At 68.0% G+C, this 22,178-nt stretch carries 23 protein-coding genes; 8 read left to right on the forward strand and 15 right to left on the reverse strand.

Annotated features, from left to right (window positions below):
- Positions 1–86: 86 nt before the first annotated feature.
- Genes BTE28158_RS02665 through BTE28158_RS02710 form a run of 10 tightly spaced genes read right to left on the reverse strand, consistent with a single transcriptional unit; the run spans position 87 to position 8,218 of the window.
- A complete protein-coding gene (locus tag BTE28158_RS02665; RefSeq protein WP_059608465.1) occupies positions 87–914 on the reverse strand; it encodes an aspartate dehydrogenase in 828 nt (275 codons plus the stop codon).
- Positions 907–2,577 (reverse strand): thiamine pyrophosphate-binding protein, encoded by a 1,671-nt coding sequence (locus BTE28158_RS02670; RefSeq protein ID WP_151048628.1) that lies wholly within the window; start codon positions 2,575–2,577, stop codon positions 907–909. Before BTE28158_RS02670 ends, BTE28158_RS02665 begins: the two co-directional genes overlap by 8 nt.
- Complete coding sequence (locus BTE28158_RS02675) at positions 2,570–3,367, reverse strand: SDR family oxidoreductase (protein WP_151048629.1); 798 nt, start codon at positions 3,365–3,367, stop codon at positions 2,570–2,572. The genes BTE28158_RS02670 and BTE28158_RS02675 overlap by 8 nt, the downstream gene beginning before the upstream one ends.
- Positions 3,364–4,221: an IclR family transcriptional regulator gene (locus tag BTE28158_RS02680; protein ID WP_124904915.1), complete on the reverse strand. Its 858-nt coding sequence runs from the start codon at positions 4,219–4,221 to the stop codon at positions 3,364–3,366. The genes BTE28158_RS02675 and BTE28158_RS02680 overlap by 4 nt, the downstream gene beginning before the upstream one ends.
- Positions 4,218–5,114, reverse strand: coding sequence for an alpha/beta fold hydrolase (locus BTE28158_RS02685; RefSeq protein WP_124904917.1), 897 nt, complete (start codon positions 5,112–5,114; stop codon positions 4,218–4,220). The genes BTE28158_RS02680 and BTE28158_RS02685 overlap by 4 nt, the downstream gene beginning before the upstream one ends.
- Before the next feature lie 18 nt (positions 5,115–5,132).
- The gene (locus BTE28158_RS02690) at positions 5,133–5,660 is read right to left on the reverse strand and encodes a cupin domain-containing protein (RefSeq protein WP_009692519.1); all 528 of its coding nucleotides are present in this window, start codon (positions 5,658–5,660) and stop codon (positions 5,133–5,135) included.
- Positions 5,661–5,693: 33 nt separating this feature from the next.
- Positions 5,694–6,464, reverse strand: coding sequence for an SDR family oxidoreductase (locus tag BTE28158_RS02695; RefSeq protein ID WP_151048630.1), 771 nt, complete (start codon positions 6,462–6,464; stop codon positions 5,694–5,696).
- Positions 6,457–7,533 (reverse strand): aromatic ring-hydroxylating dioxygenase subunit alpha, encoded by a 1,077-nt coding sequence (locus BTE28158_RS02700; RefSeq protein ID WP_059608471.1) that lies wholly within the window; start codon positions 7,531–7,533, stop codon positions 6,457–6,459. Before BTE28158_RS02700 ends, BTE28158_RS02695 begins: the two co-directional genes overlap by 8 nt.
- Positions 7,534–7,587: 54 nt before the next feature.
- The gene (locus BTE28158_RS02705; RefSeq protein ID WP_059608472.1) at positions 7,588–7,899 is read right to left on the reverse strand and encodes a recombinase-like helix-turn-helix domain-containing protein; all 312 of its coding nucleotides are present in this window, start codon (positions 7,897–7,899) and stop codon (positions 7,588–7,590) included.
- Between the two features lies 1 nt (position 7,900).
- The gene (locus BTE28158_RS02710) at positions 7,901–8,218 is read right to left on the reverse strand and encodes a non-heme iron oxygenase ferredoxin subunit (RefSeq protein WP_006758060.1); all 318 of its coding nucleotides are present in this window, start codon (positions 8,216–8,218) and stop codon (positions 7,901–7,903) included.
- Positions 8,219–8,663: 445 nt separating this feature from the next.
- Between BTE28158_RS02710 and BTE28158_RS02715 the strand changes: the two genes are divergently transcribed.
- Positions 8,664–9,743 carry a porin gene (locus BTE28158_RS02715; RefSeq protein WP_151048631.1) on the forward strand — a complete coding sequence of 360 codons (1,080 nt, stop codon included), beginning with the start codon at positions 8,664–8,666 and terminating at the stop codon, positions 9,741–9,743.
- A 112-nt stretch (positions 9,744–9,855) separates the two neighbouring features.
- Here the strand turns inward: BTE28158_RS02715 and BTE28158_RS02720 are convergent, their stop codons facing one another.
- From BTE28158_RS02720 to BTE28158_RS02730, 3 genes are all read right to left on the reverse strand, one after another.
- Positions 9,856–10,800 carry an IclR family transcriptional regulator gene (locus BTE28158_RS02720; RefSeq protein ID WP_151048632.1) on the reverse strand — a complete coding sequence of 315 codons (945 nt, stop codon included), beginning with the start codon at positions 10,798–10,800 and terminating at the stop codon, positions 9,856–9,858.
- 375 nt (positions 10,801–11,175) lie between these two features.
- Entirely contained in the window at positions 11,176–11,382 is a 207-nt protein-coding gene (locus BTE28158_RS02725) for a hypothetical protein (RefSeq protein ID WP_059608475.1), read from the reverse strand.
- 316 nt (positions 11,383–11,698) lie between these two features.
- Positions 11,699–12,304, reverse strand: coding sequence for an alpha-ketoglutarate-dependent dioxygenase AlkB family protein (locus BTE28158_RS02730; protein ID WP_174919656.1), 606 nt, complete (start codon positions 12,302–12,304; stop codon positions 11,699–11,701).
- A 253-nt stretch (positions 12,305–12,557) separates the two neighbouring features.
- Here BTE28158_RS02730 and BTE28158_RS02735 point away from each other — a divergent pair, with 253 nt between their 5' ends.
- On the forward strand, positions 12,558–13,145 hold the full coding sequence (locus tag BTE28158_RS02735) for a malonic semialdehyde reductase (RefSeq protein ID WP_151048633.1): 588 nt from the start codon (positions 12,558–12,560) through the stop codon (positions 13,143–13,145).
- A 7-nt stretch (positions 13,146–13,152) separates the two neighbouring features.
- On the opposite strand, the gene BTE28158_RS02740 is transcribed toward BTE28158_RS02735, so the two are convergent.
- The gene (locus BTE28158_RS02740; RefSeq protein ID WP_151048634.1) at positions 13,153–14,301 is read right to left on the reverse strand and encodes a metallophosphoesterase; all 1,149 of its coding nucleotides are present in this window, start codon (positions 14,299–14,301) and stop codon (positions 13,153–13,155) included.
- Positions 14,302–14,807: 506 nt separating this feature from the next.
- Between BTE28158_RS02740 and BTE28158_RS02745 the strand changes: the two genes are divergently transcribed.
- The 5 genes from BTE28158_RS02745 to BTE28158_RS02765 all read left to right on the forward strand — a co-directional run bounded on the left by BTE28158_RS02745 (position 14,808) and on the right by BTE28158_RS02765 (position 20,761).
- The gene (locus tag BTE28158_RS02745) at positions 14,808–15,101 is read left to right on the forward strand and encodes a hypothetical protein (RefSeq protein ID WP_151048635.1); all 294 of its coding nucleotides are present in this window, start codon (positions 14,808–14,810) and stop codon (positions 15,099–15,101) included.
- Positions 15,098–16,147, forward strand: a complete 1,050-nt coding sequence (gene mdtN / locus BTE28158_RS02750; RefSeq protein WP_059608479.1) for a multidrug transporter subunit MdtN — start codon at positions 15,098–15,100, stop codon at positions 16,145–16,147. Before BTE28158_RS02745 ends, mdtN begins: the two co-directional genes overlap by 4 nt.
- Positions 16,128–18,188: an FUSC family protein gene (locus tag BTE28158_RS02755; RefSeq protein WP_174919658.1), complete on the forward strand. Its 2,061-nt coding sequence runs from the start codon at positions 16,128–16,130 to the stop codon at positions 18,186–18,188. The genes mdtN and BTE28158_RS02755 overlap by 20 nt, the downstream gene beginning before the upstream one ends.
- Positions 18,175–19,722, forward strand: coding sequence for a TolC family protein (locus BTE28158_RS02760; RefSeq protein ID WP_174919660.1), 1,548 nt, complete (start codon positions 18,175–18,177; stop codon positions 19,720–19,722). Before BTE28158_RS02755 ends, BTE28158_RS02760 begins: the two co-directional genes overlap by 14 nt.
- Before the next feature lie 331 nt (positions 19,723–20,053).
- Positions 20,054–20,761: an MgtC/SapB family protein gene (locus tag BTE28158_RS02765; protein WP_059608483.1), complete on the forward strand. Its 708-nt coding sequence runs from the start codon at positions 20,054–20,056 to the stop codon at positions 20,759–20,761.
- Between the two features lie 52 nt (positions 20,762–20,813).
- Here the strand turns inward: BTE28158_RS02765 and BTE28158_RS02770 are convergent, their stop codons facing one another.
- On the reverse strand, positions 20,814–21,533 hold the full coding sequence (locus tag BTE28158_RS02770) for an autoinducer binding domain-containing protein (protein ID WP_059526503.1): 720 nt from the start codon (positions 21,531–21,533) through the stop codon (positions 20,814–20,816).
- 73 nt (positions 21,534–21,606) lie between these two features.
- On the opposite strand from BTE28158_RS02770, the gene BTE28158_RS02775 reads away from it, so the two are divergent.
- Positions 21,607–22,050, forward strand: a complete 444-nt coding sequence (locus BTE28158_RS02775) for a DUF4902 domain-containing protein (RefSeq protein WP_124628955.1) — start codon at positions 21,607–21,609, stop codon at positions 22,048–22,050.
- Positions 22,051–22,178: the final 128 nt, after the last annotated feature.

Raw genomic sequence — 22,178 nt, forward strand, 5'->3', positions numbered from 1 at the left:
ACAAGTCCCACTAATCTGTCTCTGCGCAGCCGCCCGCGCCGTGGCGCCGGCGGCCGTTCAATGGCCCGAATGGCTGCGTCGCACGTTCAGATCACGCAGCGGGCCGCGCGGTTGCGCAGCGCGCGGATCGCGCTGTACGCAGTCAACGCGGACGTCTTCGGGTTGTCAGGCAACGGCTTGCCGCTCATCTCGAGCGACATTTCGCCGAACGCGCCGCGTGCGGTAATGCGGTGCACGTTACGCGCGACGGCCGGATCGGCGATCAGGCGCACGCGCGTCGCGTCGAGGCCGAGGCCCGCGAGCGCGACCGTCGCCGCGACGTTCGCGTTCTTCGGATACAGCCGCGCGGCGTCGCGTGCGGTGCCCTCGAAGATGACCTTCTCTTCGGTCATCGCACGCAAGTCGCACAACGCCTCGGCAGGTGTGCCGAGCCAGCCGAGCGGCGGCTTGCGGCCGACGTACAGCACCTCGTCGAGGCCGCCCTGCTTCGCCGACGCCAACGCGTCGATTCCGCCGATCGCGCCGGACAGCAGCGTCAGCGTCGCGTCGCCTTCGTCGGCGGCCTGCGACAGCACGTCGAGCAGCGCAAGGTCGGACAGCGCGCCGATCGATGCGACCGCGCAATCGGTGCCGGCCTTCAGCAGCGGCACGACGTGATCGACGAGCGCGCCGTGGCCCGCGCATTCGAGCGCGAACTCGGGCAGGTGGGCCAGTGCATCGACCGACGATACGACCTCCACCGCGCTTCCGAGCTCACGCTGCACCGCGTCGCGCTGGTGCTCGGGCACGATCACGTGCGCGACGCGCAACGATGCATCGTGCTCGACCGCGTGATACACGGCCGCACCGATCGCGCCGAAGCCGATCATCGCGATGTCGACGGGCGCATGCCCGTGGGCGTGGTTGTTACGCATACTGCCGCTCCGACGGCGTTTCTTCCTTCTTCACCGGCGGGCCTGCGAACTGCGATGCGAACGAGCCGACCGACAGCATGTCGACCTCGACCATCACCGGCCCTTCCTTCGCCATCCCTTCGCGCACGATCGCTTCGGCCTGGTCGAGCGACGAGATCCGGTAGTGCGTGAGACCGAAACTCGCGCAGAACTGTGCGAAATCCGGCTGGTGCAGCTGCACGAAGCAGCGGCGGCCGCCATAGTGCGCGTCCTGGATGTTGCGGATCACGCCGTAGCACTGGTCGTTCATCAGCACGATCATCACGTTCGCGTTTTCCTGCACGGCCGTCACGAGCTCGCCGACGTTGACCATCAGGCCGCCGTCGCCGACCAGGCAGACCGTCTTCGCCGCCGCGCCGGCCAGTGCCGCGCCGATGCCCATCTGGATGCCCTGGCCGATGCCGCCGCCGAGCGCATGCACGCCAGCGCGCGGTTCGAAGATTTTCAGCAGGCGGTTGCCCCACGTGCTGTTCGAAATCGTCACGTCGCGCACCCAGTTGTAGTCGCGGCCCACCGCGCCCTGCAGCGTATCGACCAGCTTCTTGTAGGGTCCGAGACCTTCCGACACGCTGGCGACGGCCTGCTCGCGCGCCGCCGCGAGATCGCCCGCGAACTGCGGATCGACGGACAGGCGGCCTTCGAGGCGATCGGCCAGCTCGGCCAGCACGCGCTTCGAATCGCCGTGCACGAACAGCTCGTTGCGATAGCCGCGGTTGTCGGCGAGCGCGTCGGCGTCGATGCGGAACAGCGGCTGCGGCAGCGCGAGCTTGTACTTCAGCGTCTCGTTGCCGCGCAGGCGCGAGCCGACCACGACGAGCGCGTCGCAGGTCTTGTAGAACGCTTCGACGGACGCATGCACGTTGAACGCGCCGAGCGTCGCCGGGTGATCTTCCGGCAGCACGCCGCGCCCCTGCACGCTCGTCACGACGCCGAAGCCGAGCTTCACCAGGCGTTCGACTTCCGCACGGGCGTGGCGCGCACCGCCGCCGATCCACAACAGCGGACGGCGCTTGGCCGCCAGCGCATCGGCGAGCTTCGCGACGCGTGCGTCGTCGTGCTCGCGCACCGCGACGTGCGCCGGCGCGAGATCTTCCGGCCATTCGATTTCGGCAGCCTGGATGTCGATCGGAATCTCGACCGACACGGGCCCCGTCGGCGCGGTCTGCGCGATGCGCACCGCTTCGCGGATCGTCGGCAGCACGGTCTCGACCGTGCGCACGCGGAACGCGGCCTTCGAGATCGCGTCGAGCATCGTGAGCTGGTCCGGCGCTTCGTGGATGTAGGCGAGATCCTGGTCGAGGTACGGCGTCTCGATCTGCCCCGTGATGTGCAGCAGCGCGGTGCCGGCCGTCAGCGCCTCGACCATCGCACCAGCGGCGTTGCCCGCCGCCGTGCCGGTGCTCGTGAACGCGACGCCGAGGCCGCCCGACACGCGGGCGAGGCCGTCGGCCATGTTCACCGCGCCCGCTTCACCGCGCGCGCCGACATACCGGATGTTGCCGCGCGAGTTGATCGCGTCGAGGATCGGCATGTTGTGGATCGAGATGACACCGAATGCGGTTTTGACGTCGCACTGCTCGAGAAAGGCGGCAATCAGCTCGCCAACCGTGGTTTTTTTAGACATGGCGTGCAAAGCCTCCAGAAACGTCGATATGGCTGCCCGTCGTGTAGGACGACAGATGCGTTGCGAGATAAAAAAGTGCCCAGGCTGCCTCGTCAGGCTTGCCGAAGCGGTTCAGCGGGATGTTCTTCTTGCGGGCGAGCGCGCCCGTCCAGTCCTCCCAGCTTTCGCCGGCCTGCGCCTGCGCTTCGTAGCGGCGGCGCCATTGACCCGACTCGACGATGCCGATCAGGATCGAGTTCACGCGGATGCGCTGCGGCGCGAGTTCGGTCGCGAGCGACTTCACGAGGCTCAGCACACCCGCCCGCGCCGACGACGTCGCGACCATGTGCGGCTCCGGCTGCAGCGCGAGCAGCGAGTTCACGCAGGTGATCGTCGGCGCCTGCGCGTCGCGCAGCAGCGGCAGGAAGGCGCGCGTCGGGCGGATGATGCTGAAGTACTTCAGATCGAGCTCTTCGCGCCATGCGTCGTCGGTCGTGTCCGCGAAGGTCGACACGCGGCCCTGGCCGGCGTTGTTGACCAGCATGTCGGCGCGGCCGAAGCGGTCGGCCACGGCCTGCGCGAACGCGGCCACATCGGCTTCGTCGAGCACGTTGCAGCGCACGGCGAGCAGTTGCGCGTCCGGGTATTTCTCGCCGAGCAGCGCTTGCGCGCGCGCGAGGCGTTCGCCGTCGCGGCCGCAGATCGCGACCGACGCGCCGGCCTGCAGGAACCGTTCGGCAGTCGCGAGGCCGATGCCGGACGAACCGCCCGTCACCACCGCCACCTGCCCGGTCAGATCGATCTCAATCATCGGAGTCCTAAAGCCTTCATAAACGTGTGCTCGTCATCCGAGCGGTAATTGAGCCGCCGCGACAGTTCCGCCGCCGCGCGCTGCACCTTGTCGATCAGGCCGTCGGCGATCAGCGCCGCGTCGATCTCCGGCCGAGGCACCGTCACGGTGATGCACGCGACGATCCTCTGCGTGTCGTTGCGCACCGGCGCCGTGACCACCGAAATGCCGCGTTCGAACGACGAATTGCTGACGCCGTAGCCGCGCAGCGCATCCTCGCGGATCACTTCGTACAGCGCGTCGACCGTCTCCGGCGTCGCGCTCGTCATCCGGTTCAGCGTGCCTTCCGGATACAGCGCGCGCAGCTCATTCAGCGACAGGTCGCCCATCAGCACGTGGCCGTGCGTCGTTGCATACGCGGGCAAGCGGGTGCCGACGTTCACGCGAATCGAGCTGAACACCGGCGACTGGCTCTGCGCTTTCGCGACGAACACCACGTCGCGGCCGTCGCGGATCACGATGTGCGTCGTGAAACCGGTCGCGTCGCGCAGGCTCTCGATCACGGGCAGGCCGAGATCGGTCAACTCGAGCGAGCTCAGGTATTCGAAGCCGAGCCGCAGTACGGCGATGCCGAGCTTGTAGTTTCGATCCTTGTCCGCGCGCTCGAGAAAGCCGAGCGATTCGAGCGTCTGCAGCAGACGGAACACCGTCGTGCGCGGAATGCCGAGCCGCTTGGACAACTCCGGCGCGCCCAGTACCGGCTCGCGCGGCGAGAATTCGGCGAGGATTCGCAAACCGCGTTCGAGGCCTGGCACCACGTAGTTGGCCTCGGACTTCGCGGAGTCCGCATCCGGCTGCTGCAACGGTTCGCTCATTCCAGCCCCCGTTGACGATCGCACTGACGGCAGAACGCGTCGATCAGCGACGAATAAACCCCCGGCGCTTCCACGTAACCCGCATGACCTGCCTGCGGAATCACCTGCAACCCGACGTGCGCTGCCGCGGCGATGCGCTCGCACGCGGCAGGCGGCGTGATCGCGTCGTTCGCACCGACCGCCACCGCCGTGCGACCGCGAAAGCCGGCGAGATCGGAAGCGAGATCGGCGTTCGCGAGCAGATGCGTGGCCTGCGCATAGCCGGCCGGCACGATGCGCGCCATGTTCCAGCGCACCCACGCACGCGCATCCTCGCTCGCGAAGCCCGACAGCATGTTGCCGCTGCGCTGCTCGGCGAGTCCGGCCGGGCCGAGTTCATCGAGCATGGCAAGGCGTGCATCGCGGCGCGTGTCGCGCGTTTCCGCGGGCGCGCTGCCGTAACCGCCCGCGGGCGAGATCAGCAGCAGGCCGGCGATCCGCGCGGGCATCAGACGGGCCAACCCGCCTGCGACGATCGCGCCGAGCGAATGCCCGACCAGCACGCAGCGTTCGATGCCGAGTGCCTCGAGCCACGCGTTCAGCGACGCCGCGTAATCGGCGGCCGCCGGCGACGCGCCGTGCACCGGGGTCGACACGCCGTAGCCGGGCGCATCCCACGCCAGGACGCGTCGCGACGCGCCGAGCGTGTCGAGCTGGCGCACCCACGATGCTGCGCCCGAGCCGATCCCGTGCAGCAGCACGACGGGCAGCGCGTGGCCCGCATGCTGCGCGCCGGCCTCGCGATAGCCGATCGTGCCCGCCGCGCCGGCCGCGCAGCGCTGTTCGGGAAACTGCCCGAGCAGCGCGGCGAACGCCGCGGTGCGGTCGCGTTCACGTTTGTCGATGACACTCATTGCTTGCTCCGCCCCGTCTCAGCGCTTGATCTTCGCGAGCGGCGAATCCGGCGGATACGTCGGCGTGATGGGCTTCGGCGAACCGAGCATCACGCACATCAGCGCGTCTTCCTCGCCGATGTTGATTTCCGTGCGATACACGCCCGGCGGCACCGAGATCAGGTCGCGTTCGCCGAGGATCGCTTCCCAGGTCTCGCCGTCGCGCTCGCAGATCACCTTCATCTTGCCGCGCAGCACGAAGAAGATTTCCTCGACGTCGATGTGGATGTGGCTCGGGCCGATGTTGCCGGCCGGGATGACCATCGTCGAAAACGTGAAGTTGCCGGCCGGCACCGTGTTGACGTCCTTCGCGACGCCCGTGCCGCCCGTGCCGACGTAGCGCATCTGCGCACGGCGATACTTCGGGTCGTAGTCGGCCTGGAACTTCAGCGCATCCCAGTCGTAGCGCCGCGTCGCGTAGCGCGCGACACGCCCTTCCATCCAGTCGCCGAAGCTTGCGCCTTCCGGCTGGTCCCACGACTTGCGTTCGAGATCTGCATCCGCCATCGTCCTCTCCTTCATTCAGAGTGAAACTTCAATTCAATTCATTACGAAGCCGCCGTTGACCGGCAGCAGTTGACCCGTCACGAAGCGCGCGCCGTCCGACAGCAGGAACAGCACGGGGCCCGTCACGTCGTCGGGCACCTGCGCGCGCGTCAGCGCGCGGCCCTGCATGTAGAACGCGTGGCGCTCGGCCGGCACGTAGGCCGTCGCCTCGACTTCGGTCAGCCCCGGCGCGATCGCGTTGACCGTCACGCCGTGCGCGCCGAACTCGCGCGCCTGCGCATGCGTCATCGCGATCACGGCGCCCTTGCTCGCGACGTACGCGAGCAGCTTCGGCGCGCCCCACAGCGCGGTATCCGATGCGAGGTTCACGATCGCGCCACGGCCCGACTGTGCGAGGTACGGCAGCGCCGCGTTGCTGACGAGCCACACGCCGCGCACGTTCACGTTCATCACGGCGTCCCACGTCGACACGTCGAGTTCCGTCGACAGCTTGCCGCCCGAGTTCGTGATCGCCGCGTTGTTGATCAGCGCATCGATGCCGCCGAGCGCCGCCGCACCCTGCGCGACGAACGCGGTGACGCTCGCCGGATCGGCCAGATCGAGTGCGAAGAAATGCGCGACGTGGCCCGCTTCGCCGAGTTGCGCGGCAAGCGCACGGCCTTCGTCGACCAGCACGTCGCCGAACGCGACCTGCGCGCCCGCGTCGACGAGCGCCGTCACGAACGCCGCGCCGAGCCCGCGCGCGCCGCCCGTGACGAGCACGCGGCGACCCGCGAGCGACACGACCGGAGCGCGCTCAGCCATTTGCCGGCTCCGATGCGGCCTGCGCCTGCGCCGCGCGATGCGCGTCGAGTGCGGAAAGATGCTCCTGCGCACGCGTGCGCAGCATCCGGCGCACGCGCGTCATGCCGACGTCGTGCTGGTACAGGTATTCGTGATCGCGCGCATTCGGCGCGAGGCTTTCGAGGACGTAGCGGTCCTGCTCGAGCACGTCCCAGTGCAGGCCCTCGAGGCGGTTGCGGTACATGAAGCGCCATACGTCGCGCTGCCAGCCGCTGACCTTGCGGGTGCGCCAGAAATAGACCTGGCAGTTGTCGCCGTCGACCGGCGTCGCGAAGCCAATGATCCCGAAGTTGCCGCCCGGGCCGAACTTCTGCTTGTACGGAATCGCGAGGCGCATCCACAGGCAGCCCGTTTCGCCGAGCTCGACCCAGTCGAAGTTCACGTCGCGTTGGCCGATCTTCTCGAACATCAGGCCCGTTTCCGTCTTGCGCACGCGCATGTCGGCCTGCTTGTCGCCTTCGGCCATCGAGTGCGAGGTGGCATGCAGGTACGCGCCGTGCATCGGGTCCATCACGTTGTCGATCGCGTACTGGTAATTGCACTTCCAGTTCGACACGCACAGGAAGTGGCCGTATGCGTCGTCGACCAGTTCCTCGGGCAGGTTCAGCGGCGCCGGCTCGCCGTGCGCTTCGTCGCCGAACCACAGGAAGATCGCGCCGGCCTTCTCTTCGACCGGATAGGACTTCACGCACTTCATGCCTTCGAGCGGACAGTTCGCAACCGCCGGCACGCGATTGACGGTACCGCCGCCGTCGACTTCGATGCCGTGATACCAGCAGGCGATGTTGCCGCCGAGGTTCCAGCCGAGCGACAGGCGCGCGCCGCGGTGCGGGCAGCGATCTTCCAGCGCGTGAACCTTGCCTTCGTGATCGCGCCACAGCACGATCTGCTCGGACAGGCGCGTAAGGCCGACAGGCGCGTTCGACACCTGCCAGCTCGGGGCGACGGGATACCAGTAGTTCTTGATGCCGCGGTCGAGATACGCGCGGACCGGGTCGTGTTGTGTTTCGTGTTGTGCGGGGGACGTCATCAGTGTGCTCCGGATGCGGTTGTCGTCGGGTCGGCGGTCACGCGGTGCGCGCGCTCATTCCGCCAGCGAGGCCATTTCGGCGCGAAAGCGCTCAGGCGTCCACGCCGTGCCGTCCGGCGCGCGAAAGCCGATGCGGTTCAGGCCCGCGACGACATCGTCCAGCTCGGTCGCCCCGCTCTCGAACACGCGTTCGAGCGCGTCGCCGAGGTCGTTTTCATATTGGGTGGGCTCGGCCTTGCGGTTCTGCCAGACCTGGTTCTCGACCTGGCCCGGGATCTCGATCTGCCCCTTGCCGGCGACGTTGTTCGGCTGCGGCGCCACCCACGGCTTCAGGAAGGGATTGAAGTTGACGGTCGCTTCTTTCATGTCATTCCACCTTGATCTGGATTTCCTCGCCGGCCAGCCGCACCGCGTACTGCTTCAGTGCGCGTCCGCCCGGACCCTTCAGGCATTCGCCCGTCTTGATGTCGAACACGGCCTCGTGCAGCGGGCATTCGACAGTGCCTTCGTCGACGAACCCCTGCGTCAGTAGCGCGTATGCATGCGGGCACACGTTCTCGAGCGCATACACCTCGTCGCCGACGCGGTAGATCCCGATTTCGACGCCGTCGGTCCGCTTGAACTCGATCGGCGTGTCTTCCGACAGCGCGCCGGCGTGCCCGGCACAAACCCATTGTTCAGACATCTCACACCTTTCCTTCTGATCGACTCTCGGTTCGCTCCGGATTTGTTCCATATCCGGAACAGCAGTTTATGGATGGTGATTATAGAAGTGACTTTCCGCGAGTAAAACAAAAAGCTGCACGTCCTAGGGAAAACACTGACCGTTGGGTCGGCGCTCTCGCGCGCCGACCTCGCCAAACGAATTTTTTTGTTATATGGCGGGGATTTACCGGGTTTACGCGGGCTTCGCGCACCGACACCGGGCATCGGTCCGAAACCCATCCGTCCCGAAAAAATTATTTTTGATCCGGTGCTGGACGCCTCTATACTCCATTCCATCAGAGGCACATTGTTCCTTATATGGAACACAAGAATGCCCACTCGATGGCGAAAACACGCGACGGCCGGCCGTTCCCGCGCGTGCCGCCACGGCACGTTTTCATCAGGTTGGAGATTCAGGAGATCAAATGGTCAAGCATGCGGTAGCAGCAGCAGTGATCGGATTGGGCGCCGCGTCGGGCGCGTGGGCGCAGAGCAGCGTGGTGCTGTACGGCAGCATGGATGCGGGCGTCGCGTACGTGAACAACGTCGGCGGCCATGCGAAGTGGGCGATGATCCAGGGCAATACGCAGCCCGATCGGTGGGGCCTGAAGGGCAAGGAAGACCTCGGCGACGGCCTGTCGGCGATCTTCCAGCTCGAAAACGGCTTCTATACGAACAACGGCCAGTTCGCGACCGCGAACACGATCTGGAACCGCGCGGCATTCGTCGGCCTCAGCTCGGAACGCTACGGCACGCTGACGCTCGGCCGGCAGACGCCGCTGACGTTCGACTATCTCGATCCGCTCAGCACGGCCTACCTCGCGATGAGCTGGTATGCGTTCCACCCCGGCAACATCGACGGGCTCGCCGCGACCGGCAACGTGCCGTACAACAATTCGGTGAAGTACCGCTCGCCGAGCTTCGCGGGCTTCTCGGCCGCGGCGACGATGGCGCTCGGCAACACGACGAACTTCTCGACCGGCAAGTCGGTCGGCGTCGCGCTGAACTATGCGAACGGGCCGTTCAAGGCGTCCGCCGTGTACTCGAACGAGCATGACCGCTCGATCCTGATCGGCACGACCGGCATCACGTCGTTCCAGGGGCAGAACACCGCGAACGGCTACATCGCGAGCAAGGTCGAGAACATCGGCGCGGGCGCGTCCTACCAGTTCGGCGACTTCCTCGTGCACGGCCTGTACACGCGCACGAAGATGCAGTCGAACGGCTTTTCGGATACGTTCCAGAGCTACGACGCGGGCGTGAACTACCGCAGCAGCGCGTTCAACACGATCGCGGGCGGCGCGGCGACCACGACGCTGGCCGGCCGCCGCTGGACGCAGGTCGAGCTCGGGGACATCTATGCGCTGTCCAAGCGCACGCAGCTGTACGCGAACGTGCTGTACGAGCACGGCTCGGGCGGCGCGAAGGCCGCGTTCTTCACGGCCGGCGCTTCGAGCACCGCGAACCAGGTGATCGTGCTGACCGGCATCCACCATTCGTTCTGAGCGGCGACGGGCGCACGCGCCCGAGGCCGGAAACGAAAAGAGCAGCCCGCGGGCTGCTCTTTTTCATTGACGATGGATGGATAACGCCGCACGACGCGGCGCGTGCGACGGATCAGAACATCGCGACCCGGTGGCGCGCGTGCGCGAACGTCGGGTCGCTTTCGAGCGGCCGGTAGTTCAGGCGCTGCGACAGGTCGACCGCCGCACCGCAAACCGCTTCGACGAGCCGCTCCTTCTCGCCGGCCTCGCCGATCTCCGAGCGCGGCACCGTCGCGGTGATCGCCGCGACGATCGCGCCCGAATGGTCGCGCACGGGTGCGGTCACGGCCGAGATGCCGCTCTCGAACGCGGCCTCGCTGACCGCGTAGCCGAGCCGCGCGTAGTGACGCACGCGCTCGTAAAGTTCGTCGACGGTGCCCGGCGTGCGTTCGGTAAATTGTTCGAGCCGCTTTTCCGGATACAGCTGACGCAACGCGTCGCGCGTGAGGTCGCCCATCAGCACGTGCCCGTGCACGGTCGCGTGCGCCGGCAGCCGCGTGCCGACGTGTACCTTCACCGAACCGAACATCGACGTGTTGCTCTGTGCCTTCGCGACGAACACGACGTCGCGCTGGTCGCGGATCAGCAGGTGCGTCGACAGGCCCGTCGCGTCGCGCAGCCGTTCGAGCACGGGTGTGCCGAGATCGGTCAGTTCCAGCGAATTCAGGTATTCGAAGCCGAGCCGCAGCACGCCGACGCCGAGCCGGAAATGGCGGTCGCCGTTCACGCGCTCGAGAAAACCGAGCGCCTCGAGCGTCTGCAGCAGGCGGAAGGTGGTCGTGCGCGGGATGCCGATGCGCTTCGACAGCTCGGGCGCGCCGAGCACGGGTTCGCGCGCCGAGAATTCGGCGAGGATCCGCAGCCCGCGTTCGAGGCCCGGCACCAGATACGACGACGCGCCGCCGGACGATTCGTCGTCGCCGGCGCCCTGCTTCGGCGCGTCGTGGTCGACGTCCTCGCCCGCAGTCGCACGCGGCGCGCTTGCCGGCTTCGCCGGCGGTTTCGATGCGCCGCTCATCGTTGGATTGACCCTCTGCACATGGACGGAATGGAAGCGTTCAAGAAAGACCCGCAATGCTTGATTATGGATTTTCGACCGGACCGGATCAACACGATCCGGCTCATGCGGCCGGCGGCCCGATGCGCCCGACCGGACCGCGGGGCCTTCATATAGCCTGATGCGATCGGAAGGATAACAGCGATAGACAGGGCTGCCCATCGGAACGTCGCCGGGTATGACGGCGGCCTGCCGGCAATGCTCGATATGCGTTCGGGTGCGTCGTGCGCGGCATCGGGCGGCATAGTCCCGACCGATGCACGAAAGGAAACGGATGGAAAAGCGGATGGAAATAAACGACCGCGCCGATCCGCGAACGGGATCGGCGCGACGGCGTCAGGCCGTCACGGCGGCGTCGTACTCGACGCGCGCGAGCTGACCGGCGGCATAGGCGTCGGCTTCGCCGCGGAAGCCGTCCGTGCTGAATGCAACGACTTTCACACCGACGCCAGATGCCCGCTTCACCGTCAGCGCCCATTGCCATCCGCCGTCTTGTTCGAAGACGTGCAGCGAGGGTTCGAGGGATGAGTCCAGTACGGTCACGGGTTGTGCTCCTGCCCTGCGCGCCGCATCGGCAACGCGTCGGACATGTCGAAAAGATGCGCCGGCTCGCGGCGCGTTTCAGCTATTCGACAGTCTAGTCAAGGAATGTTGCGACGCACCATCAGGGCTTACACCTGCCTATCAGAACCGGGCGGTCGATGAAATCCACCTGAAATCCTTATGGCACGGGCCTTACGGGCCTATTCCCCCCGCACGCACACAACGTGTGCGGCAACGTGCCGCATGGACGACCGATGGACTGGATCGGTTGAAAACGGGTCGCGACCCCGGGTGGCGAACCATCCGATCGGCGCGGCTACGGGCCCGCCTCGGCCGTCACCACCCGCCGGAACGTCAGGTTGACGCGCTCGCCCTGCACGGCCGGCGCCTTCGGCACTCGGTGCTGCCATTCGACCTGCGTGCGGCCGCGCATCACCAGCAGGCTGCCGTGCGTCAGCCGGTACGCATGCACGACGCCGGTCACACGATGACGCAGGTCGAACACGCGCATCGCGCCGAGGCTCACCGACGCGATCACCGGCGCGTCGCCGAGCTCCGGCTCGTTGTCCGCGTGCCAGCCGAGACTGTCGTGCCCGTTGCGATAACGATTGAGCAGCACGCTGTTGAAGCGCGCGCCGCAGGTCGCCTCGACCGCGTGCTTCAGGTCGAGGACGGCCGGCGTCCACGGCGCGGACACGTTGCGGATTCCCGAATACACGTAGACGGCGTCGGGCTCGCCCTGCCACGCGGTGAGCCGCGGCAGCGGAATGCGTCCGCGTGGCGTGCGGATCGTGTCCTGCCGCCACGCGACCTCGTCGATCAGCGCGGCCAGCACGCGATCGGCCTCGGCCGGCGCGAGCCAGTCCGGGTACCAGTCCACGTCGGGCGCGGGCGTATCGGCGAAAAGATCGGGCGTCGACATGTCGGAATCAGGCAGGGGTGAACGATGCGGGCGAACCATGTCTGCATGGTAGCCAACGGCGACGCGCGCCGCCATGCGCTGTCATTCCGGCGCGTCACACGCCCGAGCGCTCGAATCGCCGATTGCGACGCCGGTGCGTTTTCGCGCGCCACGCTATCATCGCGCCGTGTCGCAGCGCGCCCTTATCCAGGGCGCCGCTTTCTTCCGCCATGCCGGCCGGCGCGACCCGGCCGCTTTCTTTCCGGATCCCATCATGACGACGCTCTCCGATGCCGCCCTCGATCAACTGTTCCGCATCGCGCGCACGCACAACGCGTGGCAGGACAAACCCGTCGACGACGCGCTGCTGCACCGGCTGATCGACCTGACGAAATTCGGCCCGACGTCGGCGAACTCGAGCCCGGCGCGCTTCGTGTTCGTCAAGTCGCCCGAGGCGAAGGCGCGCCTGAAGCCCGCGTTGTCCGAAGGCAATCTCGCGAAGACGATGGCCGCGCCCGTCACCGTGATCGTCGGCATGGACTTCGCGTTCTACGATCACTTGCCGCGCCTGTTTCCGCACGCCGACGCACGGAGCTGGTTCGCCGGCAACGCTGCGCTGATCGAGGCCACCGCATTCCGCAACGCGTCGCTGCAAGGCGCGTACCTGATCCTCGCCGCGCGCGCGCTCGGCCTCGATGCCGGCCCGATGTCGGGCTTCGACGGCGCGAAGGTCGATGCCGAATTCTTCGCGGGCACCGCGATCAAGAGCAATTTCCTCGTGAATCTCGGCTACGGCGACCCGGCCGGCCTGTTCCCGCGCAGCCCGCGCTTCGACTTCGACGATATCGCGCGCATCGAGTGACGCGTCGCTAACCGCCGCGCGTCAGCCGGATCAGCGCGATCTCGGACGGCACGCCGAAGCGGTTCGGCGGCCCCCAGTATCCGGTGCCGCGGCTCGTATAGAGCCACAGATCGCCGAAGCGGCTCAGCCCGCCGATCACCGGCTGCTGCATCCGTACGAACGGCGGCCACGGCAGGAACTGGCCGCCGTGCGTATGCCCCGACAACTGCACGGTAAAACCCGCGCGGCTCGCCGCTTCCGCGCTGCGCGGCTGGTGCGCGAGCAGGATCTTCGTGCCGACGTCGCACGGCGCGCCCGCCAGCGCCTGCTCGGGGTCGCTGCGATGCGCGGGATCGAACCCGCCGGCGGTGAAGTCGGTCACGCCCGCGATCACCGCGCGCGCGCCGTCGTGCTCGATCAGCACGTGCTCGTTCAGCAGCACCGTCAGCCCGATGCGCCGGAATTCGTCGATCCACTCGTGCGCACCGGCGTAATACTCGTGGTTGCCCGTCACGAGAAAGCTGCCGTGCCGCGACCGCATGCGGCCGAGCGGCGCCGTATGCTCGCGCAGGCGCTTGACCGAGCCGTCGACCACGTCGCCCGTCACGACGACGAGGTCGGCCTCGAGCGCATTGACCGCGCGCACGATCCGTTCGATATAGGGCCGCTTGATCGTCGGCCCGACGTGGATGTCGGACAGTTGCACGATCGTCAGCCCGTCGAGCGCGGCCGGCAGCCCGTCGACCGGAATCGACACGCGCTTGACCGCCGCCGTGCGGCGCGCGCCGACGAACCCGATCGCGGTGACGAGCACCGCAGCCGCCAGGACGCCGAGCGCCGTGTCGGCTGCAGCGCCGCTCCACGCGCCGTCGTGCCCGAGATGCCGCCACGCGAACACGCCGAGCAGCACGAATTCGCGCAGGAACGTCAGTACGAGCAGCGACGAAAAGAAGCCCATCACGAGCGAGCCGGCCCAGCCGACCAGCGTCGCGGCCCAGCCTTCGTCGAAGCGGCGCGAGAACATGCCGACCGGAATCAGCACGACGAAGCTCGCCAGCACGAGCGCCGCGATCGTGCGCGCCGCCGGCGACGCGAATGCGTCGGGAATGATCCGCATCCCGACGTACAGATGGAACAACACGCCGATTGCAATGAACCGGACAAAGAAACTTCGCATGGAGCGCTCACCTTCGTTGCAATACGGCTTCCGCGAAATCCGTCACACGGGGCCGTGACGCCCCATGCCGCGCTTCGCGCCATACGTACGATGGTACACAGATCCCGGCTACGACGACCGGTCGCGACCACGGGTGGAGGTTCGCGTGGCTTCGGGCGATGATCGCGCCGTTTCCACGCCGATTCCGCCGCGTCGGCACGAGAAATGCAGCGCGCCCTCTTTAATCTGACGATCCTTTACAGTCCGTTAGCAACCCTACACGAGCGCACGCTGGCAGAATCGCGACGATCCGCACGCCGCTTCCGAAACGCGATTCCGGACGGCCCGATATGGCCGCCGGGCCTTTCACGGCCGGCCACGGGGCGTGCCGCACATGCGGGACGGACGGCTGGCGATCCGCATCGTGCTGCTTTATTATCGGCTCCGTATCGCGGAATCGTCGTCGCGGCGGCGAACCGCATTGCGCCGCGCCCGGCATCCACCCCCATCGTCGAGCTCGCCACACCATGAGAAAAACAACGCCGCGCGCGCCCTTGCGCGTCGCCACCGCCCTGGCGCCCGCCCTGCCGCTCGCGGGCTGCGCATCGCGCGGCGCACCGTCGTACGTGCTGTTCGGCGCGTATTTCCCGCTCTGGCTCGTCAGCGCGATCATCGGCATCGTCGGTGCGATCGTCGCGCACCGCATATTCGTCGCGACCGGCTGGGCCGCCACGGTCCCTTACCAGCTTGCCGTCTGCACCGCGATCGGGCTCGTGGTCGCCGTGATCGTCTGGCTCACCGGCACGGGGCCGTTCGCATGAAGGCCGCCGGAACTGCCCGCCCGTCCATCAAAGGCCGCGCGATCGCGCTCGCGATCGTCGCGCTCGGCATCGCGGCGCTCGCATACGCGTACCACCGCACGACGGCCTACCCGTCCACCGACGACGCGTCGATCGACGCGGACGTCGTGCATGTCGCATCGCCTGTCGGCGGGCGCATCGTGCGGCTCGCGGTGCATGAAAACCAGCGCGTCGCCAAAGGCGACCTGCTGTATGAAATCGATCCGGTGCCGTACCGGCTGACGGTTGCGCAGGCGCAGGCCGATCTCGAGCTCGCACGCGCATCGCTCGACACGCGCCGCCGGTCGCTGATCGGTGAGCGCTCGAACGCGGCGGTCGCCGCCGAGCAGGTCAAGCGCGCGACGCAGAACGCCGACCTCGCAACGCGCGACGTGAACCGGCTCGCACCGCTGGCCGCGCAGGGCTACGTCAGCGCGCAGCAGTTCGATCAGGCGAAGGTCCGCCAGCGCGACGCGGCCGTGTCGCTCGCGCAGGCGCAGGAGCAGCAGCGCGCGTCCGCGCAGACGATCGGCGACGACGCCGACGCGATCGCGACGCTGCATGCGCGCGAGGCCGCGCTGGCCCGCGCGCAGCACGCGCTCGACGACACGGTCGTGCGCGCCCCGCACGACGGGCTCGTGACGGGCCTGAGCGTGCTCGCCGGCGAAACCCTCGCACCGAACCAGTCGATCTTCACGCTGATCGACGCAAGCGAATGGTTCGCCGTCGGCAATTTCCGCGAGACGTCGCTGAACCGCATCGAGCTCGGCGACTGCGCGACCGTCTATTCGATGATCGACCGCAGCCGCCCGATGACGGGCAAGGTCGTCGGCATCGGCGCGGGCATCGCGGACAGTGCTCGCATCAACCTGCCGCGCTCGCTGCCGATCGTGCAGAACTCGGTGAACTGGGTGCACGTCGCGCAACGCTTCCCCGTGCGCGTGAAGCTCGACGAACCCGACGGCAAGCTCGTGCGCGTCGGCGCCAGTGCGATCGTCGAGGTACGGCATGGCTCAGCCTGCCGCTGAGGTCCGCACGCCGGGCCCGCGCGAAGTCCTGCGACTGCTCGCGCCGTTTCCCGGGCGCACGGCGATGGCCGTGCGCGTCGCGCTGATCTGCGCGCTCGTCGTGCTCGTGACGAGCGGGTACGGCACGCCGGAGGCTGCGATCTCCGCATACATCGTGTTCTTCCTGAACCGCGCGGACCGCGTGACGAGCGTCGTGCTCGCGGTCGCGATGCTGCTGCTCGTCACGGTCGTCATCGCGCTCGTGATGGGCGTCGCGATCTTCAGCATCGACTATTCGATCCTCCGCGTTGCGTCCATGGCCGTGCTGTCGGTCGGCCTGCTCTACCTGACGTCGGCAAGCAAGCTGCGCCCGGTCGGCGCGATCCTCGCGATGATCGTCGGCTTCGGGCTCGACCAGCTCGGCCTGGCGCCGTTCGGCGAAGCCGCGACGCGCGCGCTGCTCTATGCGTGGCTGATGGTCGCGATCCCGGTCGGCGTCGCGATCGTCGTCAACCTGCTGATCGCACCGTCGCCGCGCAAGCTCGCGCAGGCTCAGCTCGCGAAACGGCTGCGGCTCGCCGCCCGGCGGCTGCGAGGCGATGACGGCGACAACGCGCGCGCCGCGTTCGACGCGAGCCTGCGCGAAGGCGACAAGCAGTTGCTCACGTGGCTCAAGCTGTCGAAGCTCGAAGGCTCGTCGGCGGCCGTCGACGTCGTCGCGCTGCGGCAGGCCATCGCATCGAGCACCGCGCTGCTCGTCGCGGTCGCGCTCGCCGACCGCGAACCCGACGCAAGGCTGCCCGACGCGTTTGTCGAGCCGATTGCAACGACGCTCGACGACATGGCCGCCATCCTCGAACGCGGCGGCTATCCGGTCGACGTGACGCTCGCGCTGCCGACAGCCGATACGCTGCCGCCGCTCGCGCGCGTCGTCGCAACGGATCTGCACACGGCGATCACGCATTTCGCGGAACCGGCCTTGAAGGACGCATCGGCCGATACGGCCACCGCCGACACGCCTGCCGAGCCCGCCGCACCGCCTGCGCCGCCCGCCCCCGGCGGCGGCTTCTTCCTGCCCGATGCGCGCACCAATCCCGACCACGTCCGCTATGCGCTGAAAACGACGGTCGCCGCGATGTTCTGCTACCTGCTTTACTCCCAGCTCGACTGGTCGGGCATCCACACCTGCTTCATCACCTGCTACATGGTGTCGCTCGGCTCGACGGCCGAAACGGTCGAGAAGTTGACGCTGCGCATCGCCGGCTGCATCGTCGGCGCACTGATCGGGACGGCCGCACTCGTGTTCGTCGTGCCGTCGCTGTCGTCGATCGGCGAGCTGATGGCGCTCGTGTTCGCCGGCGCGTGGCTCGCCGCGTGGGTCGCGTTCGGATCGCCGCGCATCGCATACGCGGGCTTCCAGGTCGCCTTCGCGTTCTTCCTGTGCGTGATCCAGGGCGCGGGCCCCGGCTTCGACCTCACGCTCGCGCGCGATCGCACGATCGGCATCCTGCTCGGCAACGTGGTCGTGTATCTCGTGTTCACGCGCATCTGGCCGGTCAGCATCGGCAAGCAGATCGACACGGCGCTCGCGGCATTGCTCGACCAGTGGCGGCGCCTCGCGCAGATCGCGCAGCCGGCCGAGCGGCGCGCACTGGCCGCCGAAGCGTTCGCACGCCACGGCGCGATCGCGCAGGAGCTCTGCCTGATCCATTACGAACCGTCGTGGGTGAGGCCGGCCGCCACGTGGCTCGCCGCGCGACGGCGCGCACTCGCGGAACTCGGCGCGCTCGAAGGCCCGCTGTTCCTGCTCGCCGAACGCGCTCCGGGCGACGCGGCGATCGGCGATCGGCTCGCACGCGTGGTCGACCTGCGTGACGGCGAAGCCGCGCCTCATGCGGCCTCCCCCGCGCCGCCGGCCCCACCGCCGGGCGCCGCCCCCGCTGCCCCCATCGACCCCGCACGCGACGCGCTGCTGAACCTGATCGACACGCGGCTCGCGCACATTGCCGACGACGCCCGTCAAGCCACACCGAAGGAGCCTGTTCCCCATGCGCCTACCTGAACCGCCGGCCGCCTCGATCGCCGCCGCCGCCCTCGCGACCGCCGTCGCGCTGGCCGGCTGCGCGACGTCGTCGATCGATCTGGCGCCGGAGGCGTCCGACCGCCCGTGGCAGCCGCACACATCGGCCGCGGGCGACATCGTGCCCGCGCCGCCGCTCACGACCGCGCAAGGCGCGCACGACTACACGCTGCCGGCCACGCCCGCGCTCGCATCGGTATCGCCGCCTGCCACACTCGATGCCGCCCATGCGTACACGCTGCCCGAGCTGATCGATCTCGCCGAATCGGCGAACCCGCTGACGCGCATCGCATGGAACGACGCGCGCAACGCGGCGCTCGCGGTCGGCATCGCGAAGGCCGCGTACCTGCCGAACCTTTCGGCGACCGCGATGGGCGCGTACCAGACGAGCCGCGGCTCGACGTCGACGCTCCTCGGCGACGCGTCGAGCAACACGACCGTGCACGGCACGATCTCGGCGCTGTCGCTGCAATGGCTGCTGTTCGATTTCGGCGGCCGCGCGGCGCGCGTCGAAGCGGCCGAGCAGGCGTCGATCGCGTCGAACGTCGCGTTCACGGCCGTGCACCAGCAGGTGATCCACGACGTGACCGTCGCGTATTACCGGTACGAAGCCGCCCGCTCGCGCGCGGTCAGCGCGCAGCAGGGCCTCGCGAACGCGGACGCGATCCTCGCGGCGTCCCGCGCGCGGCTCAAGCATGGCGTCGGGACGGTCGTCGAGCTTGCGCAGGCGACGCAGAACCGTGCGCAGGCGAACCTCGCGCTCGTGCAGGCGAGCGGCACGGAAAGCGACAGCTACCTCGCCCTCGTCTCCGCGCTCGGCATCTCGCCGCTGTCGAAGCCGACGATCGCCGCGCTGCCGAAACGGCCGCTGCCGCCCGCGCTCGGTTCGTCGGTCGACGCGATCGTGTCGGACGCGATCGCGCGCCGCCCCGACCTGCAGGGCGCGTTTGCGCTCGAACAGGCCAATCGCGCAAAGATCAAGGCCGCGGAAGCCGCGTTCATGCCGAAAGTCTTCCTGTCCGCTTCGACGTCGTACGCAAGCGGCGGCACGGCCATCACCGCACTGCCCGCGATCGGCGACCAGGCGCCGACCGTCAACCTGAACGGCAGCCGCTACGGCGGCGGCGTGTTCCTCGGCGTGACGATTCCGCTGTACGACGGCGGCCTGCGCTCGGCGGTGCTGATGCAGGCGCGCAACGACGCGCAAAGCGCGTCCGCGCGCCTCACGCGGACCAAGGAGGAAGCCGTGCGCCAGGTCGTCGCCGCGCAGAACGCGGTGCAGACGAGCCTCGCGTCGCACGACGCGGCCACGGCGCTCGTCGATGCCGCGCAGACGAGCTACGACGCGGCGCTGACCGCGTACCGCAACGGTGTCGGCTCGGTCACCGATGCGACGATCGCGCAAAGCCAGCTGCTCGCGGCCCGCAACGCGGAAGTCGACAGCTACGCCGGCGCGCTGTCGGCCGCCGCCGCCGCGCTCGCGCTCGCGACAGGGACGATCGGCGCGTCGCAGTAGCCGTCGCCGTGACGCACCGGCCGTTCGCGGCCGGCCACCAGACGGGTTGACGCCTGCGCGGACGGCCCACTAGAATGCCGCCCATTCTTCCTTCAGGAACCATCGTGGACAGTTGCAGCACTCCGTTGCGTGCGCCGCTTGCCGCCTGAACGCCTGTCCGACGCAGTTCTCCTGCCGCGGCTCGCGTTCCGCGAGCCCGCATGCCATCCGTTTCACACTGAATGACGCATTCGCGCGGTACAGTACCGCGCGATGACGGCCATCGTGCCGCGTTCGGCCTCGCGCCGCCGCGACGCGGGCCGGCATGCGCACTTGGCACGGCAGAACAAACATGACTTTCGATTTCGCACTCCGTCTTTTCACTGCGTTCGCCTGCGGCGTCGCGATCGGCCTCGAACGCCAGATGCGGCAACGCACGGCCGGCCTGCGCACGATCACGCTCGTCGCGAGCGGCGCCTGCCTGTTCGTCACGCTCGGCGTGCTGACCGGAAACGGCGTAGCCGGCGTCACACAGATCGCCGCGTACGTCGTGTCGGGCGTCGGCTTTCTCGGCGGCGGCGTGATCATGCGCGACAAGGGCTCGATCCAGGGTATCAACACGGCCGCGACGCTGTGGTGCTCGGCCGCCGTCGGCGTACTGGCCGGCTCCGGGCACTTCGTGCCGGCACTGGCCGGCACGGGCGTCGTGCTGCTCACCAACACGGTGCTGCGCGGCGTCAGCCAGGCGATCAACGCAACCCCCGTGTCGAACGCCGACCTCGTGCGCGAATACCAGATCACGGTGATCTGCCTGGACGCCGACGAAGTGCACATCCGCACGCTGCTGTCGAATTCGATGTACGCGAAACCGCTGTCGTTCCAGAGCCTGACGAGCGAAGACGTGCCCGACCAGCCGGACCGCCTGAAAGTGACGGCGACGCTGAAGCTGCACCCGAAGGATCAGCAGAAGCTCGAGCAGATCGCGAGCCGAATGAGCATGGAGAAGAGCATTTCCAGCGTGAGCTGGACCGCGAAGGAAGCGGAGCCGATGATGGAGTGAGCGGCGGCGGCGGCGGCCGGCGCGGCACGATCGCCCCGCCGCCAGCGCCGGATCAGGGTGTATCGATGAGTCCGGCCGCGATCGCCTTGACGACCGCCTGGACCTTGTTGGTCGCGCCGAGCTTCTCGAGGATGTTGTTCACGTGGAAGTTGACCGTGCGCTCCGAGATGCAAAGGATCTGGCCGATCTCGCATGCGGTCTTGCCTTCGGCCGTCCAGCACAGCACCTCGCGCTCGCGCGCGGTCAGCGTGACGCTCGACTCGGGCGACAGCTTCGGCACCATGAAGCGGCTCATCAGCGAATGCGACAGGTTCGCGAGCCAATTGGTCTGCAGCGTCAGCATGTTGATCTCGGCCGGCGTGAGCCGGTCCGCGTGACGCGCGATGCTCAACAGCCCGAACGCGCCGCGCGCCGCCCAGCTCGACTGCGCGACGCCCACCGACAGCCCGTAGTCGCGCGCGTCCTGCCACAACGGGCACGGATCGATCCGGTCGACGTCCGGCCAGACGATCATGTTGGTACTGAGCGCGCCGTCGCGAACCGTCGAGTCGATCTCGATGTAGTTCTGGGCCTGATAGTGCGCCATCCAGCCGTCCGGATAAGTATTGAAGATCGCGACGGCCGGCTTCGACACCGGCAGCGGCACGCGAATGCCGTAACAGCAATATTCGAAGCCGAGGCGTTTAGAATAAGCGGCGATCCGCTGGAAGAGCTGCTGCTCGTCTTCCGCGGCGCTGAATTGTTGGTAGGCATCCTGCCAGCGCAGTTCCATTCATTCTCCGACAACGTTACGCTGTCATACCTGTCAGGTGCCAGCGCCGGTTCGGGGCTGATACATTCCGCGCATGACTTCACCTTTGTTGCATCCGGTCCGTGGCCCGTCTCCGGACGGCTACGTGCGCCTGTCCGAAAGCGCACTGGCCGCGCTCGTGCTCGACCACGTCGCGAGCGGCCTCGATGCATCGCTGCTCGCGGAACTACGCGACAGCGCCATCGACGCGCGCCTGGCCGGCTACACCGAATGGCATCGCCCGGCCAGTGCCGGCGTCGCATACCTGACGGTCGGCTGGGACTGGTATCTCGAGCGCGCGACGGGCACGTTCGTGATCGCGGGCGGCGACGTGCGCAGCAACATCATGGCCGTCGACGCCACCGGCGCCGATCTCGGCATGTTCCGCACCGCCGCCGTGCTCGCCGCGCGGCTCGCACACGTCGACTGGCCGGCCGCGGTCGCATCGTCGCTGCTCGGTCGCAACGACGCCTATCATGCCGGTCCCACGCTCCAGTGACAACCGGCCGCGCTTTCCTCTGACATTTCCGTACGACTGGCGCTCTTTATAAGCAAAAGCCGCCCGCATTTCAATCCCGCCGATCAGGAAACCGATACCATCGGTCAAATGGTATCGGCCACCCTCAC

The sequence above is a fragment of the Burkholderia diffusa genome (assembly GCF_902499115.1).
GTDB classification, from domain to species: Bacteria; Pseudomonadota; Gammaproteobacteria; order Burkholderiales; family Burkholderiaceae; genus Burkholderia; species Burkholderia diffusa.

Excerpts from the sequence above, each read along its gene's own strand:
- BTE28158_RS02700 (WP_059608471.1), bottom strand. The coding sequence starts at position 7,533 with ATGACGTCCCCCGCACAACACGAAACACAACACGACCCGGTCCGCGCG.
- BTE28158_RS02680 (WP_124904915.1), bottom strand. The coding sequence starts at position 4,221 with ATGAGCGAACCGTTGCAGCAGCCGGATGCGGACTCCGCGAAGTCCGAG.
- BTE28158_RS02755 (WP_174919658.1), top strand. The coding sequence starts at position 16,128 with ATGGCTCAGCCTGCCGCTGAGGTCCGCACGCCGGGCCCGCGCGAAGTC.
- BTE28158_RS02735 (WP_151048633.1), top strand. The coding sequence starts at position 12,558 with ATGACGACGCTCTCCGATGCCGCCCTCGATCAACTGTTCCGCATCGCG.
- BTE28158_RS02705 (WP_059608472.1), bottom strand. The coding sequence starts at position 7,899 with ATGAAAGAAGCGACCGTCAACTTCAATCCCTTCCTGAAGCCGTGGGTG.
- BTE28158_RS02720 (WP_151048632.1), bottom strand. The coding sequence starts at position 10,800 with ATGAGCGGCGCATCGAAACCGCCGGCGAAGCCGGCAAGCGCGCCGCGT.
- BTE28158_RS02675 (WP_151048629.1), bottom strand. The coding sequence starts at position 3,367 with ATGATTGAGATCGATCTGACCGGGCAGGTGGCGGTGGTGACGGGCGGT.
- BTE28158_RS02690 (WP_009692519.1), bottom strand. The coding sequence starts at position 5,660 with ATGGCGGATGCAGATCTCGAACGCAAGTCGTGGGACCAGCCGGAAGGC.
- BTE28158_RS02670 (WP_151048628.1), bottom strand. The coding sequence starts at position 2,577 with ATGTCTAAAAAAACCACGGTTGGCGAGCTGATTGCCGCCTTTCTCGAG.
- BTE28158_RS02730 (WP_174919656.1), bottom strand. The coding sequence starts at position 12,304 with ATGTCGACGCCCGATCTTTTCGCCGATACGCCCGCGCCCGACGTGGAC.
- BTE28158_RS02710 (WP_006758060.1), bottom strand. The coding sequence starts at position 8,218 with ATGTCTGAACAATGGGTTTGTGCCGGGCACGCCGGCGCGCTGTCGGAA.
- BTE28158_RS02695 (WP_151048630.1), bottom strand. The coding sequence starts at position 6,464 with ATGGCTGAGCGCGCTCCGGTCGTGTCGCTCGCGGGTCGCCGCGTGCTC.
- BTE28158_RS02740 (WP_151048634.1), bottom strand. The coding sequence starts at position 14,301 with ATGCGAAGTTTCTTTGTCCGGTTCATTGCAATCGGCGTGTTGTTCCAT.
- BTE28158_RS02760 (WP_174919660.1), top strand. The coding sequence starts at position 18,175 with ATGCGCCTACCTGAACCGCCGGCCGCCTCGATCGCCGCCGCCGCCCTC.
- BTE28158_RS02685 (WP_124904917.1), bottom strand. The coding sequence starts at position 5,114 with ATGAGTGTCATCGACAAACGTGAACGCGACCGCACCGCGGCGTTCGCC.
- BTE28158_RS02765 (WP_059608483.1), top strand. The coding sequence starts at position 20,054 with ATGACTTTCGATTTCGCACTCCGTCTTTTCACTGCGTTCGCCTGCGGC.
- mdtN (WP_059608479.1), top strand. The coding sequence starts at position 15,098 with ATGAAGGCCGCCGGAACTGCCCGCCCGTCCATCAAAGGCCGCGCGATC.
- BTE28158_RS02775 (WP_124628955.1), top strand. The coding sequence starts at position 21,607 with ATGACTTCACCTTTGTTGCATCCGGTCCGTGGCCCGTCTCCGGACGGC.
- BTE28158_RS02745 (WP_151048635.1), top strand. The coding sequence starts at position 14,808 with ATGAGAAAAACAACGCCGCGCGCGCCCTTGCGCGTCGCCACCGCCCTG.
- BTE28158_RS02770 (WP_059526503.1), bottom strand. The coding sequence starts at position 21,533 with ATGGAACTGCGCTGGCAGGATGCCTACCAACAATTCAGCGCCGCGGAA.
- BTE28158_RS02665 (WP_059608465.1), bottom strand. The coding sequence starts at position 914 with ATGCGTAACAACCACGCCCACGGGCATGCGCCCGTCGACATCGCGATG.
- BTE28158_RS02715 (WP_151048631.1), top strand. The coding sequence starts at position 8,664 with ATGGTCAAGCATGCGGTAGCAGCAGCAGTGATCGGATTGGGCGCCGCG.